The following is a 20,529-nucleotide window of genomic DNA, read 5'->3' on the forward strand; positions in this document are numbered from 1 at the left end:
TTCTGAACAACAAGCACTGCCGGCCTTCGCGATTGCCCATGCAGGGCTTTCTTTTTGCATGGCTGTTTTTGATGCAAAGTTGCCATTCGACGAGCGAAGGGCAAAGTGCTCCCGCCCATTTCACATCAGACATGAAGCCTCTTCGTGCGATTCCGAATGATGCCTCACGCTACTATTTGCTGCAAAATGCCATAGGCGATATATCCGTCGAGAACGTGGACAACTTTTTCATGGTAGATGAAGCGGGGTCTCTGTTGACTCATTGAGCCAGTGAGTGGATTTGCGCTTCATTCTTCCAATCTTTTGTCGGGTTGCAGCAGCCGCTCCTTCAGCAGCGAATAAAACTTTTCCGAGCCAAAAGCCGAGGGGTTGACCCGCCCCATCCGCGGCGCTGAGCACGCATCTTTGGTCAAATAAATTTTGCCGCCCAGGCCCCACACCAAGTCGTCTAATTTTTCCACTAAATGGAAAATAGTCTTCGTGCGCGGAAAATCCAGCGCCAGCGAATAGCCCTTGATGGGGAATGAGTGCACTGCTTCCGGCGGGCGCTCTCCGTGGCGTTTTAGCACCGTCAGAAACGGCGTTTCGGGGCTTGTTTGAATCAGCGCGAGCATCTTTTTCAGTCCTTCCAAACTTTGTTCTTCCGGCAGGCAACATTGGTATTGGATGAAGCCGCGCCGCCCGTAAAGCCGATTCCAATGGCCGATGCGGTCGAGTGGATAGAAACAAGCATCGAGGTCAACAACCTTTTCGTTAGGTTGGTTTTTTCTATAAAAAAGTTCGTTGTAGGTCTTGATGGTCAACGGATTGAGCAGCCAAGCAGGGGCGAACAGCGGAACGCTCACGGATTTTTTTGCCGGAAATGCGAGCGGCGAACTCGCCTCTTTTTCTCTCAGATGCTCCGCCAGAAACACGGCTCCTCGCCCGTGCGGGTGCGTCCCGTCGAGCCATGCCACTTGATAGGGCCATTGGCGGTTTTCCTCGAAGGCGCTGAACAACCCGTCCAAATCGGCGGCTCGCAATGTCACCTGTCGGAGTTGTGCGGATGATATTTCCATTAACTGGAATTTCGCGGAAAGGATGATGCCCGTCCAGCCCATGCCGCCGCAAGTCTGCCAAAACAAGTCGGGGCGCTCCGTGCGCGAGCAGGTCACGATTTCCCCCGATGCGAGCATCAGCTCGAACGAGTGCAGCCAATTGGAGAAACAGCCTTTTGCGGGGTGGTTTTTGCCGTGCACATCGCTGGCAATGGCTCCGCCGACGGTGATGAACTTGATGCCGGGCGTGACGTGGAAGAACCATCCCGCTGGCACGACGAGGCCGAGCAAGTCTGCCAACAACACGCCTGCCTGACATTCTATTTGACCTGTTTGAGGCTCGAAATGCAGCACGCGATTGAGGCGCAGCGTCGAGAGGACGGAGGGGCCAAGCGCTGCGTCGCCGTAACATTTTCCGTTGCCGCGAGCAATAAGGCGCTCCTGCGATAACAGGCACGCTCTCACCTCCTCGATACTTTCGGGCGTGGCGACGCGGGCCTCGGTCGCGGGGTAATTGCCCCAATTGGCAAGTGTGGTTTGGGTGAGCATCATGGCACGGGTGTTTATTTCAGACGAATCATACCGTGATTTGCTGGGTTTTGTCGGTTCAACATGATTGCTCTCCTTGGTTTTGGGCGGATTGCGTTTGTGGCCATGCCCGAAATTTGGCGGCGCGAGTTAAGTATTCAAAAAGTAAGCGCATCAGCGCAAATGGTTTGGCCGGAGCCAGTCGCTCATCCTGCGCAATAGGGTGGTGTCGGTGGGAGCAAAGAAGTTGGAAGGGTTCTGCGACGAGTGAAAAACCCACGTTGACAGTCCTTTCTTGGCTAAGGTGATTTCTTCGGGCAAGTCGGGCGGCTGTACATAGAAGAGCCTGAAAACCAGCGAGTCTGGCGAGGCAAGGTGCAGCGTGGTGCGTTGGAGCCACGTCTCGCGGGCACGGCTTTCGTCGAAGTGGTCGGCAAAAGGGCTGCCGTTGAGGCGGTTGAAAAGGGATAGCCAAGCCAGCATCGTGTCGTGGGGTACTGGGGTGAGCGAGGGTGTTTCCCATAGCCGCGCAGAGTCGTTTTTTTCGAATAAAACGGGTGCCTGCTCGGGCCATTCGAGCATGACGGCACGGACCGTCTGAGGGTCGAACTGCGCCACCGTGGGGCTTCGGAAGTAGTGCAGGGATTTTGAGAAAATACCGCGCAGGTGATTTTCCACCAAATAAATGCCTTCGTGGCGGCTGAGGCGGATGTAGGTGGCGGGTTGGCCGTTTTCGGTGTGCTCGTCGCCGATTTCAAACTGCTCAAGCATTTTGCTGTCTCGAAAAACGAGGATTTGCAGGCGTTTTTTTTCGGAAAAACCGAGCGTGTCGGGGCGGCGGGTTTTCACTATGCGCAAGGAACGAATGGAGCGGAGGGCTTGGAGGATATGCTCGATTTTTTCGGCCTCCACGACGACGGAACGCAAATCCTGCGCCGCTGCCCAGCCTGCCTCGGTGCGTTCGAGCAGCAGTTCCGATTGGTCGGGGTGCAGGATGGTCACTTGCGTCACTTGTGCCGTGTCCACCGCAATCAAATCGGTTTGTAGCATTTGCCTGAGTGGCCACGGGAGCTTGCGAGCAAGCAGCCCTATGGCCAACACGCCGAGAAAAAGCAAAACTAAGTGCTTGTTTTTCATGGGAATAGCACTTTTTCGGGCGAAGGTAACGAATCAGAGCAAGGGTGAGAACAGGCGGGCGATTTTGTCGCCCAACACCTGCCATCTGTTGCGCCGTCGCCATGCTTGTTGCGTGATGAGGCGGCTGTCGTTGAGGTCGTTGAGGAAGGATTCGGCGAGTTGTTGGCAAAATTCTTTTCCATAGATGACCGCGTTGATTTCAAAGTTCAGGTCGAAGCTGCGGTTGTCCATGTTGGCTGTGCCCACGAAACTAAGGTAATCGTCCACGACCAAAGTCTTTGCATGGACGAAGCCTTTTTGATAGAGGTAGATATGTACCCCGCAGTCGAGCAAATCTTGGTAGTAGGAGCGGGATGCCGAGTTCACAAAGCCCGAATCCGAGATGCCCGGCACGAGCAGCCGCACTTCTTTGCCACTCAAAGCTGCTTTGCGCAGCGCGTCGAAAATGCTTGCGTTGGGGATAAAATAAGGCGAAGTGAGAAAAATGCGTTCGTTGGCGTTGGCGATGGCGGTGAAATAGCTCAGCATGATGCCCGAACGCGGATAGTCGGGGCCTCCGGCGACGACTTGCACCAGTTCTCGCGCGTTGGGGAGTGGTCTTGACGTGGGCGGGAAAAGCCGTTCGTCGGGATTGATGCGCTGTCGGGAGCAAAAATTCCAGTCGGCGAGAAAAGTGTGTTGCAGCGTCCACACCGCTGGGCCTTCGAGCCGGATGTGGGTGTCGCGCCAATACATGGCGTTGGTTTTCACGGTGTTGATGTAGCGGTCGGATACGTTGATGCCGCCGACATAGCCCGTGTGGCCGTCTATCACGATTATTTTTCGGTGGTTGCGATAGTTGAGGCGGCTGGCAAAAAAAGGCCAGCGCACTTTGTAAAACGGGAAGGCCTCCACCTTTCCGGCTTTCAGTTGTTTGAGGAATTCGCGCCTCAGACCCCTGCTCCCAAAATCGTCGTAGATGAACCGCACTTTTACGCCCGATTTTGCCTTGCGGAGCAACACGTCCTTTATCTGATTGCCAATGCCGTCGTCCTCGTAGATGTAGTATTCGATATGGATAAAGTGTTGGGCCGATTCAAGGTCTTCCAGCAAGGCGGGGAATTTCGATTCGCCATTGTTCAGCAAGGTGACACAATTGAGCGACAACGGCTCGCGCACCTCATTCAGCAGCAACTGAGCGAGCTCGGTGTGGCCGCCCAATTGTGGCGCGTCGCGCTCGATGAGTTGCTCGGTCTTGGCCACATATTTTTCGCGGATGCTCATCAGCAGCTGATTGGTCGCCTTGAGTTTTTTGCTGTAAATCTGCCGTTTGCGATAGTTGACCCCCAGCGTGAAATAGGCGATGCTACCCAGCACCGGCAACATGACGTTGAGCAGCAAATAACTCAGCGCCTTGGCCGGATTGTTCGTGTCAAGGATGATGCGCACGGTCGTGAATAACATTAGCGCGTACACGCCGATGGAAAGTAGGGTTTCAACTTGAATCTGCATGGCAAGGCATACAATAATATAGCTGTGAAGGTAAGCGGCAAGTAATGGAAAGTCATCGCTACTTTTGCCGCTCTTTTTTTGGGGGGAATTTAGGTGGAGGGTGGAAGGTATCTCATCCTAAGATAACTTTACAGGTTAAGAGATAGTCCTGCTCTGGCCTTACTTATAATGTATACCCCAATAAACCTCCCCACTGAGCAGTCATACTGAAATCAGCCTTCCACCCTCTACCTATACCTCGCGCCGCCAAGTTTTGGGCATGGCTGCAATCGCAATCTGCTAAAAATCAAGAACATCAATCATGTTCATCTAACAAATCCTAGCGAATCAAGGTATAAATTCCCTCCCCTCATGATTTCAATGTCCCTTACATGACGAACAAAATCACCATCACAGGCGACCTCGGCAGCGGCAAAAGCGTGGTGTCGAGCATATTGTGCGAAAAAACAGGCTACGAATATGTGTCCACCGGGCGCATCCAGCGCCAATTGGCCGAAGAGCTCGGACTTGACACGCTCGAAATGAACCGCCGCGCCGACACGGACCCAACCATTGACCAACGTATTGACAGCATTTTCATTGACCTCGGCAAAAACCCAAAAGGCTACATCGTGGACAGCCGCATGGCGTGGTTTTTCCTGCCCGAATCGTTCAAAGTATATCTGCAAACAGACATCGCCGTCGCAGCCGAGCGCATTTTCAACGACCCCACCCGCAAGAGTGAGGAATACGAAACCAAAGAGGAAGCAGTAAGAAAAATAATCGCCCGCAAGAAAAGCGAGAACGCCCGTTTTTGGGTAAAATATGGTGCCGATTGCACCAATCTTCACAACTTCGACTTAGTGCTCGACACCACGCACCGCAGCCCGGAGCAGGTGGCCGCGTTGATACTCCGGGCACTTTCTTGGAAAAACGAAGCCATCCCCTTCGCTCGATTTTTATGATAAGGATAGAATGAGGGGGCAACAACGCACAAACCCCTCTTCACCCTTGCTGAGCCGTTTCTTTCATCGCGGTCGCCAAATCATGCCCCAAATATCGGTCTATCAGATAATGCGCCAGATAAATGGCGGGTGTCAACAGCACCGCCATCGCGCCCTTGTAGATGTAGCTCATAATCGAAATCGCCAGCACCTGCAAAAACGGCAGCTGCTGCCCGATATACAGCGCGATGAACACCACCACAAAACTGTCGAGAAATTGGGACACCAACGTGCTGCCCGTCGCTCGCAGCCAAATTTTGCTTTCGCCCGTCATCTTTTTGATGCGATGAAACACCCCGACATCCACCACCTGTGCCACCAAGAACGCCACGAGCGAACCAATGATAATCCACAAGCTCTGCCCGAACACGATGCCGTAGGCCGCGTTGTAGTCCGTCACCTGCGCGCGCATGGCAGCCTGTTCTTCCGCCGTCCAGTCGGGCTTGATGTGTGCCGTGCGCCAAAAGTCAGCGGGTTCGAGGCCAATTGCCATGAACACAATGAGGAAACCATAAGCAATCAGGCCAGCCGTGAGATAGGAAAGCACCTTGATGCCACGCGGCCCGAAATACTCGTTGATGATGTCGGTCATCACAAACACCGCAGGCCACATCAAGGCCCCTGCGGTCAGAGTAAAGGAAAGATTGCCCTGCCCGAAAAAAGTCCAGTTGACCGGCTCAAAGCCAAATGTTTTTTCCAACGAGAACAACTTGACCCCGATGAACTCGGCCACGATGGCATTGGTCATGAAGAAGCCCGCCAGCACCACCCAAAGGCGACTGGCTTTGGAGGAGAAAAAATCGCGCATAAGAGAGAATGGCGGTTAGGGGCAATTAAGCGGCGCAAGGTTGCAAAAACATTGCAACCACTTTGTTGCCAACCAAAAATTTTTTGGGCTGTTTACCTTCGCACCCATATCGCTGACTTTTATACTTCGCGCCGTTAGGTTTTGGGCATGGCTGCAATCGCAATCTGCTAAAAATCAAGAGCATCAATCATGTTCATCTAACAAATCCTAGCGAATCAAGGTATAGTTGGCGAATACACCCAAGTAACGCCAACTAAAAGTTGGCCACACCCAGCCAACCAAAAGTTGGCGTTACTATCATGGCAACATTTTCCATCAATTTAAAAGACGGCTCCGTCGAACAACCCAAGCCAGTCATCGTCGGCATTGACCTCGGCACCACCAATAGTCTTGTGGCATACATGAAAGATGGTCGCTCGACGTGCGTGAAAGGCAAAGACGGCAAAAGCACCCTCGTGCCATCCGTCGTCCATTTTGCCCAAAACGAGGAGATTATCGTCGGCGATGCCGCCAAAACGAAACTTGAGACCGACCCCGCCAACACGATTTACTCCGTGAAGCGACTCATGGGCAAGTCCTTCAAGGACGTGCGGGAGCAACAAGACTTTTTTGGATACCAAATCCTCGACGACGACACCGATTCGCTCGTGAAAATCCGCGTCAAAACTCGTTTTTACACGCCCGTCGAACTCAGTGCCCTCATTTTGAAAGAATTAAAAACCCGCATCGAAGACGAACTTGGCACAGCTGTCTCCAAAGCCGTCATCACAGTGCCAGCCTATTTCAACGACAATCAGCGCCAAGCCACCCGCGATGCCGGCAAACTCGCCGGGCTGGATGTGTTGAGAATTGTCAACGAGCCGACGGCAGCAGCCCTGGCTTATGGGCTTGGCAATGAGGAAGGCAGGACGGAAACCATCGCCGTCTATGACCTCGGCGGCGGCACGTTCGATATTTCCATTTTGCGCATCGAAAACGGCATCTTCGAGGTGCTCTCCACAAACGGCGACACATTCTTGGGAGGCGATGATTTTGACCGCGCCATTGTTGATTTTTGGCTGAAAAAACTTGGCAACACCCACTCATCCGATGACTTGATAAAAAACAAGGAATTCGGCCAGCAAATCCGATTGCTCGCAGAGGCAGCCAAAAAAGCACTGTCGAGCGCCGAAGTGTTTGAGGGCGAACTGAACGGGCGGAAAGTGAGCCTGACGCGGACGACATTTGAGGAACTCATCGAACCATTCGTGCGACGCACGTTGGATTGTTGCAAAAATGCCCTCCGCGATGCCAAACTTGATGTAGGCCAAATTGACAAAGTTGTCATGGTCGGGGGCAGCACACGAACGCCGATGGTGAAAAAATCCGTGTCCGGCTTTTTCCAAAAGACGGTGTTCGACAGCCTCGACCCCGACGAGGTAGTGGCACTTGGCGCGGCGATTCAAGCGGATATTTTGGCTGGCAACCAGAAAGACTTGCTCTTGCTCGACGTGACCCCGCTCTCGCTGGGCATCGAAACGGTGGGCGGGCTGATGGATGTGATTATTCCGCGCAATTCCAAAATCCCAACAAAGGCCGGGCGGCAGTACACAACCAGCGTTGATGGCCAGAAAAACCTGAAAATCAGTGTCTATCAAGGCGAACGCGATTTGGTGGAACACAACCGAAAATTGGGCGAGTTCATCCTGAAAGGCATACCACCCATGCCTGCCGGCTTGCCCAAAATTGATATCCAATTTATCCTCAATGCCGATGGCATCCTTTTCGTGCGGGCGCGAGAGCTGCGCAGCAATCTGGAGCAACACATCGAAATCCGCCCGACCTACGGCATCAGCGAGGAGGAGATGGCCCTCATGTTGCTCGACAGCATTCAGAACGCTCAAACCGACATGCAGTCGCGGAGCCTTCTGGAAGCCCGCAACGAAGCGAACAACCTTCTCCTTTCGGGCGACAAATTTCTGCAACAGCACAACGAAATCCTTTCGGAATCGGAAAAAGCCACCACACAGGCGCTGCTAAAGGCGTTGCGTGAGGCAACAAAAGGCGAGGACAAGGATGCCATCCACCGCGCCATCGAGGAACTGAACGAATATACCGCACCGCTCGCGCACCGGGCTATGGACGCGACCATTAGACAGGCCATGCGCGGGAAAAAAGTGTGATAAAGTGTTCATTAAAAACACATTAAAATCACTTTAAGGCGACAAAAAGCGCATTTTTAATCTTTCATCGTTCGGGTAGTCAGTACGTTTGGCGGGAACTGTAATTCAACCATTCTCGCTCATCTTTAATTACCCGCTCTAATGATGAAACAACTTTTACTCTCTTGCCTATTATGGCTTACCGCATCTGTGGTTATCGCGCAAGGGCCTCCTTGCTCCCTTCCACTACCACCAGCCGCAGACTTTTGTGAAGATGCTTGCATCTATCCCTCACTTTCGGGTCTGACCGGCACGACGGCTGGTTTTACCGGCCAAGTAGTGCAGGGGTTTTGTGGCGTTGTCGAAAATAGCGTGTGGTATGGCTTTGTCGCCGACGACTCTGTGGCGACAATCACCGTCACGCCTTCCAATTGCCTTAACGGCAATGGCCTTCAAATGGCTATCTATACCGATTGCGACTCCAACCCCATCGCCTGTAGTTGCAATGCCGGTATCTTGGGAGGAGGGACAACACCCATCTCCATTTCCGTCACTCTGGTGGCTGGCAACGAGTATTTTCTGATGCTCGACGGTTACAACGGCGACCAATGCGACTACACGATTGAGATAGAAGCGGTGGGAGGAGCCACGACCGTTGTGGACACTCAAACGGTCGAGCTTTGCCCCAACCAAACTTTGCTGATAGACGGGGTGCCCTATGGCGCTCCCGATGTGGTGACGGTCACGCTTGCTTCCAACACGGGCGGCTGCGACACCCTCGCCACCTATATTTTGGAATTGCTCCCCTACATACAGGCGGAAAAAACCATCGAGTTTTGTCCGGGTGAAATCATCGTGATTGACGGCATCGAGTTCGACGAGCCCGGTGTTTATGCATCCAATACGCCGTTGCCGTCCACTACGGGCGGCTGCGATTCCATCATCACTTACACTTTGGAATACCTGCCTCAGCCTGAGTTGTCATTCACCATACCGTTGGCACCCGGTGTCGCTTTTGAGGTAGGGGGCAATGACTATTTCGCGCCCGATGTCGTGCAAACCACAATACCCGCCGACATTGGCTGCGATACGCTAGTGACTTATCTGCTCGTGCTCGACCAGACGGTGCCAGACACTTGCGCCCAGACCATTAGCTTTCTAAAACAATTGGGCGAACTTGGTGCGGACGAGTCGGGCGAGGTCGTTGCCGTTGCCGCAGATGGCCATTTCTATTTGGCAGGCGAAAAGGACGACCAGAATTTTATTTCAAAGGTCACTTCCGATGGGGCAGTAGTGTGGACACGGAAGTTCAGACCCACAGTGGCGAATCAAGCGTTTATCACCGATTTGGTGGAAGATTCCGACGGGATGTTGGTCGGCTGCGCCATTGTGGGCACGGGCGATTTGAATTTGAGAAGTTATGCCTTCCGCTACGACCCCGTCGCCGATGCGATGATTTGGTCGCGCCTATTGGAGCAGCAAAGCCCCGAAGCGTACGCGATTTTGGAGAAAAACCCGGGCGGCAACTTTTTGCTGCTGACCAGCCCGCAACTGACCTTGAACGTGGACGACGCGGAAATTTGGGAGCTCAATCGCAACACTGGCACTCTGGCGAGCGGGCTTACCCAACGCTACAATTATGGTATCTCGGACGTGTGGAGCAGCATGGTCATCCACGACGGGGCACTCTACGCTGTGGGTCGGCACATCCCTGATTTCCCATCGCCGACGGTGCCGATTGATAAAATGCGCATGGGCCTGAGCCGCCTTGATTTGGCAACCGGTACGCCAGTCTGGTCACGCTTGAGCCATGTGGACACAAGCGAGGCAGCCATCTTGTTCGGGCAAGATTTGCTCGTTCACGACGACGCGCTGTTTGCCATTTACAATGGCACTGATGCCGACGACCCCGATGCGTCTCCTGTCTTTTTCCTCCAAAAAACAACGCTCGACGGGGAATTGCTTTGGGTGAAACGCTACAACACTCCCTTGCAGGAAGGTATTTTAGCCAGCGATATTCAGGCAATGAGCGATGGCTTTGCCGTTGTCGGCACGGCTTTGACAAATGGCAGTTGGAATAAAATCGTGATAAAAACCGACTTCGACGGAGCCATGCAATGGGCCAAACGACTGCCCTCGGTCACGTTGAACTTCGAACCGGGAAGCGCCTTCACCTTGGGCCAACATCAGTCGGCGGTGGTAGGCGACGTGCTCTATCTCACAGCCACTTCGGCCAGTCTTCCCAGCGATGCCATTTTCCTAAAAATGACTGCCGAGGGCGAGGCAGGCGATGGATGTGATTTTATAGAGTCTTTTGATGTGCTGGCAGAGGCCGTCCCAAATCCGGTCAACATTGCGATAGATGTGCCAGTGAACCAATTCATCGTTCAGTCGCTCAACGCACCGACGAGCGTCGAATCCGCTGAAATGCCCTTTGCCGCGCTCTGTGTCAGTTGCGTCCCCACCTGCGACGATGTGCTTGATTTAGGGCCTGACGTTGTGGTGTGCAAGGATACCTTCATCACCTTCGATGCTGGCGATAACTTTGTTGCGTACGTTTGGCAGGATGGTTCCACCAATTCAACTTTCACGACTGATGAGGCGGGCGTGTATTGGGTGGAAGTCACCGATGCTTGCGGCGACACACAACGCGACTCTGTGCTGCTGACCTTTAGTTTGGCGGGCGATGTCAAATTGCCTGACACGACGCTATGCGCTGGCACAAGCATCACTTTTTCGGTACCCGGCTTTGACACTTACAGCTGGTCGCCTTCGGAAGGGCTGAGTTGCGACAACTGCGCGACGGTGAGCATTCAGCCAGACGTGACGACGACATACTCCTTATTTGCCGAAAATGCGTTGGGTTGTGTTGTCAACGACACTTTCACCATCACCATCGCTCCGCTTGAAACACGCTCCGAGACCATCGAGTTCTGCCCCGGCAGCACGGTCACCATCGGCGGCGTGGAATACGACCAGCCGGGCACGGTGGTGGACACCATCCCGGCGACGACGGGCTGCGACACCATCGTGACTTACACGCTGGTGCTGCTGCCCGGCCCGACCGTGGAGGAGACCATCGAGTTCTGCCCCGGCAGCACGGTCACCATCGGCGGCGTGGAGTACGACCAGCCGGGCACGGTGGTGGACACCATCCCGGCGACGACGGGCTGCGACACCATAGTGACCTACACCTTGGTGCTGCTGCCCGGCCCGACCGTGGAGGAGACCATCGAGTTCTGCCCCGGCAGCACGGTCACCATCGGCGGCGTGGAGTACGACCAGCCGGGCACGGTGGTGGACACCATCCCAGCGACGACGGGCTGCGACACCATAGTGACCTACACCTTGGTGCTGCTGCCCGGCCCGACCGCGGAGGAGACCATCGAGTTCTGCCCCGGCAGCACGGTCACCATCGGCGGCGTGGAGTACGACCAGCCGGGCACGGTGGTGGACACCATCCCAGCAACGACGGGCTGCGACACCATCGTGACTTACACACTAGTGCTGCTGTCTAACCCAACCTTTGAGCAGACCATCGAGTTCTGCAACGGTGACACCGTGTTCATCGGTGGCAACGCTTACACGCAGCCGGGCACGGTGGTGGTATCCATTCCGGCGACAGTGGGTTGCGACACCATCGCAACATACACTTTGGTGCTCATCACCTCGCCAAACGCCTCCGTCAGTATCACCTGTCCCAGCAGTATCGACATTGCTACCGATGCTGGCACAGGCCCTGTGGTGGTCAATTATAATTTGCCGACGACCAACAGCGACTGTGAGTGCCCCGGCATCGCGCTCAACCTAACGCAGGGCTTGCCGTCGGGTAGCCTGTTCCCTGTGACGACCACGCAAGTTTGCTACACGGCACAGGACAGTTGCGGCAACACGGCTTCCTGCTGTTTCAATGTCACCATCCGCGAGGAGAAGGCCTGCGATGAAAAAAACATCGGCTGCCTCAAATATGAGTTGCTCAATATCACGCGCAACTCGGCAACCCTGAACCTGAAATATCGCATCCGGGTGACCAACACTTGCTCAAACAAGTTGATTTACACGGCCATTCAACTGCCCACCGGGGTGGTAGCCGTGTCGCCAGCCAACAATTCCGTGTTCGCGGCTCAAAGCGGCAGGCTCTATGACGTGCGCAACCCGAACTTCTCGCCCTTCTACTCCATCCGCTTCAAGTCGCAGCAGGATAGCATCTCCAACGGTGAGTCGGAAGTGTTTGAGTACGAGTTGCCGCCGCAAATCAACCCCGCCTACATCCATGTGACCTCGCGCTTGAGTCCGCAGATTTTCCAAGAAGCACATCTCAACACATTCAATTGCCCGATTGAGATTGTGAGCAACAAGCCAGAGAACCGGACGGACGGAGCTGATATTCAGGCCGCTTCTCGATTGTCCGTTTTCCCCAACCCGACCACGGGCGTGCTTTTTGTGGACCTGTCTGACTGGGATGGGGAGCAATTGCACATTCAGGTGTTCAACAGCCAAGCGCAGCAGGTCTTGTGGCAAACCAGCCGAGCGAGCGATGCGCCAGAGGCACTGCATTTGCCAGACGGGCTTTCCAGTGGGCTGTACTTCCTCGAAGTGAGGCGTGAAAATGGGGAAAGGCAGACGATTCGCTTTGTGTTACAGCGTTAGTGTGGTAGAAAAAGTTGAAGAGTGTTCAGAAAAGTGTGTCAAACCATACCGGGTGTTTTCTTTTTACGCAATACACGCCGCGCTTAAAGGAATGTAAATTATTGAAAACCAAAACTCTGTGCCCATTGTGCCTCTGTGTTTTCTTATCGTCTCCATTGGGATGACACAGTTTTCTGAACACTCTCGAAAGTTGATAAAGGCTGATGAAGTTGATGTTGAGCGTCGAATACGGATAGAAGCTTCAGTTTTGGCGCTTAACATCAACCCTCATCAACCTTTTGAAGCAACTACAAAACTGATAGCCGTCTTGAAAAGATGGCAAGAATGAAAGAAGCCGCCCGGAGTCATTCCGAGCGGCTTCGTTATTTTCCAGAAACATCAATCAAGTTTAATTTTTCACTTCCTCAAACTCCACATCCTGCGTGTCGCCTGCACCTCCTGTGGGGCCGCCAGTAGTGGAGCCGTAAGGATTGCCCTCGCCGTCGGCGGCTCCGCCGTTTGCAGCGGATTGCTGTGCGGCGTAGATGTCTTGGCTGGCAGCGTTCCAAGCGGCGGTAAGGGATTCGGTCGCTGCGTCAATGCGGCTGAGGTCCTGAGCCTTGTGTGCCTCACGAAGATCGTTGAGCGAACGCTCGATGGTCTCTTTGTGGTTGGCAGGCACTTTGTCGCCGTATTCGCGGAGCTGCTTCTCCGTTTGGAAAATCAGCGAGTCGGCTTGGTTGAGTTTTTCGGCGCGTTCGCGGGTTTCGCGGTCGGCGGCAGCGTTGGCTTCAGCTTCGGCTTTCATGCGGGCGATTTCCTCTTTCGAGAGACCCGTGCTGGCCTCAATGCGGATGTTTTGCTGCTTGCCCGTGCCTTTGTCCACTGCCGACACCGAGAGGATGCCGTTGGCGTCCATGTCGAACGTCACCTCGATTTGAGGCACGCCGCGTGGGGCGGGTGGTATGCCGTCGAGGATGAAGCGACCGACCGAGCGGTTGTCGCGGGCCATCGGACGCTCGCCTTGCAGGATGTGGATTTCCACCTGTGGCTGATTGTCCGATGCCGTCGAGTATGTTTTCGACTTTTTGGTCGGCACCGTCGTATTTGCCTCGATGACCACGTCGTAGATGCCGCCCATCGTTTCGATGCCGAGTGAAAGTGGCGTCACGTCGAGCAACACCATGTCTTTCACGCCTGCGTTGCCGGAGAGGATGGCCCCTTGCACGGCTGCGCCGATGGCGACCACCTCGTCGGGGTTGACCGAGCGATTGGGCTTTTTGCCAAAGAATTTTTCGACTTCCGCCTGAATGCGCGGAATGCGCGTGGAACCACCCACGAGAATCACCTCGTCAATGTCGCTTGCTTTCAAGCCCGCATCTTGTAGTGCCTTGCGGCAAGGTTCCAGGGTGCGCTGCACGAGGGGGTCGGTCATTTGCTCGAATTTGGCGCGGCTGAGTTTCATTACGAGGTGCTTGGGCACGCCGTCCACTGCCGTGATGTAGGGCAGATTGATTTCCGTTTCGGCGCTGGCCGAAAGTTCGATTTTTGCTTTTTCCGCCGCTTCTTTCAGGCGTTGGAGCGCCATCGGGTCTTTGCGGAGGTCCATATTTTCTTGGCGTTTGAACTCTTCGGCCAGCCATTCAATGATGACTTGGTCGAAGTCGTCGCCACCGAGGTGGGTGTCGCCGTTGGTAGATTTCACTTCAAAAACACCGCCGCCGAGTTCGAGAATGGAAATATCGAACGTGCCGCCACCGAGGTCGTACACAGCGATTTTCACGTCTTTGTCGCGCTTGTCGAGGCCGTAAGCGAGGGCTGCTGCCGTCGGCTCGTTCACGATGCGTTTCACATCGAGACCGGCGATAGCGCCTGCTTCTTTGGTGGCTTGGCGCTGTGAGTCGTTGAAATATGCCGGAACGGTGATGACGGCCTCCGTGACAGGCTCGCCGAGGTAGTCCTCCGCGACTTTTTTCATTTTTTGCAACACCATCGCGGAGATTTCCTGCGGGGTATAAAGGCGTCCATCAATGTCCACGCGCACTGTGTCATTGTCACCTTTGACGACTTTGTACGGCACACGACCGATTTCGGAAGTAGATTCGCTGTGGCGCATCCCCATGAAACGCTTGATGGACGAGACGGTGCGCTTCGGGTTGGTGATGGCTTGGCGCTTGGCTGGTGCGCCGATTTTGCGCTCGCCGTTGTCGAGGAAACCGACTACTGACGGCGTGGTGCGTGCGCCTTCGTCGTTGGCAATCACGACGGGTTCGTTGCCGACCATGACGGAGACGCAAGAGTTGGTTGTGCCGAGGTCTATGCCTATTATTTTGCCCATTATTCTGAAATGTTGATTCGTTGAAAGTTGATTTGTAAGGTTTGAAGGTTTCTGGTTTGAAAGTTTGAGGGTCATTTGCTCACCGTGCTTATCAATCGTTGTGCCACGCGGGAAAATCTGACGGAATGGCAGTTAGGGGTGGTGAGAAAAGATTTTTTGTCAGAAAAACAAATAGGCGGATGAAAAATAGGCAGTAACACCAACCAAGGGTAGGCTTAGTGCCCCATCGGAGGCTTGATGTTGGAGGGACTTAAAATTCGATTTCACTTTATCAAAAAAATTGATTGTAAATAATTTTCTGTTTCTACTTTTGGACGGTCAACCAAATTTTTTCTTTCACGAAACAAAACCAATCATTTATGGAACAATTCCTTAGAACACTGTGCTTGGCACTGACACTTTTGATAGTGCAACATCAAGTTTCTGCCCAACCTAATCACGGGCTAACCGTCCGTGTGCTCGCCTACAACTATCACAACCCCGAACCCGACTGGAAGGATTGGACGGATATCTTCGACACTAGGGGTAGGGGAGTGGAAATCGCCTATAATGGCCGGCTCGATGCCCGCACATGGTTGGTGGTGCCATTCAAGATGGGCACTGCAAGAGGTAAAACGCCCCCCGGTGGTTTTCCGGCGCGCAACGAACTGCTGCTCAATTTGGATGCGCATGTGCAGTTCAACCTTTTCAAATACGAGAGTGTCATCAACCCTTACCTCCTAATGGGTGTCGGCTCCACTTGGAATGCGGATGCTGACAGGTTCGACCTAAACATCCCGGCCGGATTGGGTCTCAATGTCAAATTGTTGAAAGACCTCTACCTCAACGCGCAAACACAATATCGCTTTTCTATGGATAATCGCCCGGGATGGCATCACGGGGTCGGTGCCACTTTCTTCTTTGGCGGTGCGCCAGAGGTCCCTGCCGACCGCGACGGCGACGGTGTGCCAGACATCACGGACAATTGCCCCGAGGTGCCGGGCTTAGCCTCGCTCATGGGCTGCCCCGACCGCGACGGCGACGGCATCGCTGATGCCGACGACAAATGCCCCGACCAAGCGGGCTTGGCGGCATTCATGGGTTGCCCCGACCGCGACGGCGACGGCATTCCTGATGCCGAAGACGAATGCCCCGACCAAGCAGGCTTGGCGGCATTCAAGGGCTGCCCCGACACGGACGGCGACGGCATCCCCGACCACCTCGACAAATGCCCGCGCGAGGCGGGCATCGCCGCCTTGCAAGGCTGCCCAGTGCGCGACCGCGACGGCGACGGCACCCCCGACGACGAGGATATGTGCCCCGATGAATACGGCAGTCCTTTGACCAAAGGCTGCCCCGACCGCGATGGCGACGGCGTGATTGACCGCGAAGACCGCTGCCCCGACAAACCCGGCCCAGCCAGCAACAAGGGGTGCCCGGAAATAAAAGCCGAGGATAAGGCCAAGTTGGAACGTGCAGTCAAGTTGGTACAATTCCAAACTGGCAAGGCGGTGCTGTTGCAAAGGTCTTTCGCCGTTTTGGATGAAGTGGTGGCAGTGATGAACCAGTACCCCGAATACAGTCTCGACATCAATGGCCACACCGACAGCGTGGGCGACGACAAGATGAACCAGACCCTGTCCGAGCGCCGCGCCAAGACTTGCTACGACTATCTCATCAGCAAAGGCATACCGGCCTCGCGTATGACGCATCAGGGCTTCGGCGAAACCAAGCCCAAAGCCAGCAACGATACTGCCGCAGGCCGCGAGCAGAATCGCCGCGTGGAGTTCGACTTATACGTCAAATAATGTGTCAGCCTTTGGGCTGTCGTTTTCATTCAGGCATGAGCCATCCCGAATATTCGGCGGTGGCTCATGTTCTTTTAGAAATAAATCATTGGCAAAAAAACTTCGACGAGTATGTTTTGTTGAGTGCGGGAATGTGTACTTTCACGCAGTTTTTAAAATATCATTCAACAAAACAAAATTTTTACCAATGAAAAAGTTTTCCTTTTCGCTTCTGGCAGCATCATGTTTGCTGCTCTGCTATCAAGATTTGGTAGCCCAGCCACTACACGGTCTCACCGCCCGCTACAACTTCTACAACTATGTGTCGCCTCAACTAAGAGACCGAAAGTTTGCCGACATTTGGGGCGATATTGACGGCGGCGGTGTCGAGTTGGCGTACCAATGGTGCTTTGCTCCGCAAACCTTCCTCGTGATTCCGGTCAAGTATGGCAGCGCCCGCATCCCGCCCAGCACGGTCAACCCGGGTGTCAACCACAAGTTGTTCAACTTGGACGCCCTGCTGCAATACGAGCTATTCCGGCACGAAAACCTCATCAACCCTTACTTCCACTTTGGGGTAGGCACCACTTTCGATTTTGATGCCGATAAGGACAGGGTCTTCCGCGAGCGGGTGGACAAAAGGGATTTGGATTTCAATATCCCCTTGGGCATAGGCCTGAACATCCGGCTGACGCGCAATATTGACCTCAGCGCCCAGACACAGTTTCGCCCCTCCATTCGCGGGCGCGAAGGCTGGCACCACGGAGTGGGCCTCACCTATTACTGGGGCCCCGAACGGGATGAAGACGGTATGCTGAGCAAGGTCAACGACCGCGACGGCGACGGCGTGGTGGACAGGTTCGACCGCTGCCCCGATGTGCCGGGATTGGCCAGCCTCAACGGGTGCCCCGACCGCGACGGCGATGGCATCGCAGACGATGAGGACCGCTGTCCCGATGTGGTGGGCACCGCCGCGAACAAGGGCTGTCCCGAGCTTGCCCAGATTGACAAGGATGTGCTCATTCGCGCCGTGCGTGCCGTCCAGTTTGAAACCGCCCAAGCCACCCTCTTGCCAGAGTCCCTTCCCGTGCTCGACGAAATCGCCTCGCTCATGCAGCGTTACCCGGCATACAGCCTTCGCATAGAAGGCCACACGGACGATGTGGGCGACGACAAGATGAATCTCGACCTCTCTAAGCGCCGCGCCAAAACCTGCTACGACTACCTCGTGAGCAAGGGTGTCAGCGCCAGCCGGATGAGTCACGATGGCTTTGGCGAAACCCGCCCGATTGCTACCAACAGCACACCCGAAGGCCGGGAGCAAAACCGTCGCGTGGAGTTTGAGCTGTTCGTAAAATAGGGCGAAAAGCTGATAAGGCGAGCCTTTTTCTCAAAATACAATTGCCTTCGTTTCGCGTGAAACGAAGGCAATTTTTGTTTGAAAAACACCGTGAGGCGTTTGTCACCTAACATAGATGAAATACATCAGCAACATCAAAGCTACTGTGGCTAAGGCGACCACGATGAGAAACTTGCGATTTTCCTCGCGGTCTTTGGCGGTGACTTTTTGCTTTGGCTGTCTATTCTTTGTTGCCATGACCGATGATTAGATTGTAGGTTGATGATTGAAATTGAAAAACGACGCTCTGTGAGAGGTTGTTTAAATTCATTTCACGGGGTCGGAAGGTGAAATGAATTCAAACAAACTTTAAGAATCAGGTCAATCCCTTTTCTCGGAAAACTCGATTGAGCCATCGCAGCATGGCAAACAGCGCCAATGCCGCGCCCGACAGCAGGGCAAAGTTAACCCAAAAGAAATTGGCTTTGTCGTCATATTGGTCCCAAAGTGAGGCAAGCACCCCGCTCAATTTGTTGCCGATGGAAGTGGCCAATTGCCAGCCGCCCATCATCAGCCCGGTGATGTGGCGCGGCGCCATTTTCGACACCATCGAAAGCCCCATCGGGCTGAGACAGAGCTCGCCCACCGTGATGACCCCATAAGCAGCGATGAGCCACCAAGCGGATGCTTTCACCGCTCCATTGTGGGCAGCATAGACCGCCCACACGGTGACGAGGGTGCTCAATGCGGAAATGACCAAGCCCCAGCCGATTTTGGCTGGGGTGGTTGGTTCTTTGCCTCGGCGGCGGAGCCAAGCAAAAAATCCGATGAGCAACGGCGTGAAAATCACCACGAAGAATGGATTGACAGATTGGTAGAGTTCGGTGGAGATGAGCGAGACGCTTCCGCCGTCAGGCGGGCGCTTGGCTTCGGGCACGTTCAGGAAGTAGGGGTCGAATGTGGCGATTTTCACAACATTGCCAGCCGAATCGCGGGTAGTGCGGAATTGCTCGTCGTATTTTGGGTAAAGCCCTTCCTCCATCGAGACCACTTGCGCCATTTTGAGGCTTTCTGCTGGCTTGGCCATCCATGTGGGCATTTCGCGGTCGGTGTAAAATTCGGCCCAAGTAGTGAGAGCGGTGCCGTTTTGTTTGAAAATAGCCCAAAAAATGATGACGATGGCATAAATAGACAGCAGCACTTTGATGCGCGGCTTGTCTTCCGGCGCGGCTTTCATCAGAATCCAAAGATAAAAACCTACCACGGGAATGCTGCCAAACAGAAAAGCGTCGGTAGAATCGGAGCCAAAAATGTTGCCCGGAATCATCCAGCCCAACACACCCGCCACGATGGCCGGAAACAGCACGGACGACAACATCTGCCCGACACCTGCCTCGCCCGCCACGGGCGCTTTGCGCACGTCGGCGTGGGCGTAGTGCCTCATCCCGACGAGGAACACCACGACGCCAATGAACATGCCCACCCCTGCGGCGGCAAAAGCCGCGCCCCAGCCGATGTTGTGTCGCAGCCATGCAGCGAAGAAGTTGCAGATGAGCGCCCCGATGTTGATGCCCATGTAAAAGATGTTGTAGCCCGTATCTTTTAGGTGCTTATACTGTTCCTCGTTGTACAGATTGCCAAGCAGCACGGAGATATTGGGTTTGAAAAAACCATTGCCCAAAATCATGACGCCCAACGAGGCGTAGAATGAAAACAAGTTGTTCGGAATGGCCAGCATCAGGTATCCGATGCCCATGAGCACGCCCCCCAGGATGATGCTGCGCCGATAGCCCAAAAGTCTGTCGGCCACAAGCCCGCCTATGAAAGGGGTGAGATAGACCAATGCGATGAAGGTGCCGTACACGTCGGAGCCCATGGAGCGGTCAAAAGCCAAGCCGCCTTTTTGGGTGTCCGTCATGTAGAGCAAAAAGATGCCTATCATGAGGTAATAGCCGAAGCGTTCCCACATTTCGGTGAAAAAAAGGAAGGGTAATCCGGATGGGTGTTTCTTGAACATGGGATGGATGATTGGCTGCACACAGCGGAATGGGGAGAGTACATCGCATCTGAGTGCCGTTTATGTTTCGGGCAAATGTATACCTTGATTCGTCAAGATTTATCAGATACGCTTGATTGCTCTCCCTGATTTTTGATGATTCACGCGAAGGAGGGGTTCATCCATGCTGAAGACTTGACGAAGCGAAGTATGGGTATATACTTCGCGCCGTTAGGTTTTGGGCATGGCCGCAATCGCAATCTGCTAAAAATCAAGAACGTCAATCATGTTCATCTAACAAATCTTGGCGAATCAAGGTATAAAATCATACTGTGC

The 20,529-nt window shown here is 54.2% G+C and carries 11 protein-coding genes; 5 read left to right on the top strand and 6 right to left on the bottom strand.

The annotated features are described in order from the left end of the window. Positions 1–287: 287 nt before the first annotated feature. The 3 genes from KIS77_01735 to cls all read right to left on the bottom strand — a co-directional run bounded on the left by KIS77_01735 (position 288) and on the right by cls (position 4,193). A complete protein-coding gene (locus tag KIS77_01735) occupies positions 288–1,589 on the bottom strand; it encodes an FAD-binding oxidoreductase (protein MCW5921035.1) in 1,302 nt (433 codons plus the stop codon). A gap of 150 nt (positions 1,590–1,739) precedes the next feature. Then, the gene (locus KIS77_01740; GenBank protein ID MCW5921036.1) at positions 1,740–2,702 is read right to left on the bottom strand and encodes a DUF4340 domain-containing protein; all 963 of its coding nucleotides are present in this window, start codon (positions 2,700–2,702) and stop codon (positions 1,740–1,742) included. Positions 2,703–2,735: 33 nt separating this feature from the next. Next, complete coding sequence (cls, locus tag KIS77_01745) at positions 2,736–4,193, bottom strand: cardiolipin synthase (GenBank protein MCW5921037.1); 1,458 nt, start codon at positions 4,191–4,193, stop codon at positions 2,736–2,738. Between the two features lie 371 nt (positions 4,194–4,564). Between cls and KIS77_01750 the strand changes: the two genes are divergently transcribed. Continuing rightward, a complete protein-coding gene (locus KIS77_01750; GenBank protein MCW5921038.1) occupies positions 4,565–5,137 on the top strand; it encodes a cytidylate kinase family protein in 573 nt (190 codons plus the stop codon). A gap of 40 nt (positions 5,138–5,177) precedes the next feature. Here the strand turns inward: KIS77_01750 and KIS77_01755 are convergent, their stop codons facing one another. Then, on the bottom strand, positions 5,178–5,984 hold the full coding sequence (locus KIS77_01755; GenBank protein MCW5921039.1) for a queuosine precursor transporter: 807 nt from the start codon (positions 5,982–5,984) through the stop codon (positions 5,178–5,180). 299 nt (positions 5,985–6,283) lie between these two features. On the opposite strand from KIS77_01755, the gene hscA reads away from it, so the two are divergent. Both hscA and KIS77_01765 read left to right on the top strand, forming a co-directional pair. Continuing rightward, complete coding sequence (gene hscA, locus KIS77_01760; protein MCW5921040.1) at positions 6,284–8,146, top strand: Fe-S protein assembly chaperone HscA; 1,863 nt, start codon at positions 6,284–6,286, stop codon at positions 8,144–8,146. A 141-nt stretch (positions 8,147–8,287) separates the two neighbouring features. Next, on the top strand, positions 8,288–12,775 hold the full coding sequence (locus KIS77_01765; GenBank protein MCW5921041.1) for an HYR domain-containing protein: 4,488 nt from the start codon (positions 8,288–8,290) through the stop codon (positions 12,773–12,775). Between the two features lie 388 nt (positions 12,776–13,163). Here KIS77_01765 and dnaK read toward each other — a convergent pair whose 3' ends face one another. Next, on the bottom strand, positions 13,164–15,092 hold the full coding sequence (gene dnaK / locus KIS77_01770) for a molecular chaperone DnaK (protein MCW5921042.1): 1,929 nt from the start codon (positions 15,090–15,092) through the stop codon (positions 13,164–13,166). 359 nt (positions 15,093–15,451) lie between these two features. Here dnaK and KIS77_01775 point away from each other — a divergent pair, with 359 nt between their 5' ends. Together KIS77_01775 and KIS77_01780 are read left to right on the top strand one after the other, a co-directional pair. Next, on the top strand, positions 15,452–16,879 hold the full coding sequence (locus KIS77_01775) for an OmpA family protein (GenBank protein MCW5921043.1): 1,428 nt from the start codon (positions 15,452–15,454) through the stop codon (positions 16,877–16,879). Between the two features lie 187 nt (positions 16,880–17,066). Continuing rightward, entirely contained in the window at positions 17,067–18,218 is a 1,152-nt protein-coding gene (locus KIS77_01780) for an OmpA family protein (protein MCW5921044.1), read from the top strand. Positions 18,219–18,573: 355 nt separating this feature from the next. On the opposite strand, the gene KIS77_01785 is transcribed toward KIS77_01780, so the two are convergent. Then, positions 18,574–20,214, bottom strand: a complete 1,641-nt coding sequence (locus KIS77_01785) for a peptide MFS transporter (GenBank protein ID MCW5921045.1) — start codon at positions 20,212–20,214, stop codon at positions 18,574–18,576. Between the last annotated feature and the right edge of the window lie 315 nt (positions 20,215–20,529).

It is taken from the genome of Saprospiraceae bacterium (genome assembly GCA_026129545.1).
Lineage (GTDB): Bacteria > Bacteroidota > Bacteroidia > Chitinophagales > Saprospiraceae > M3007.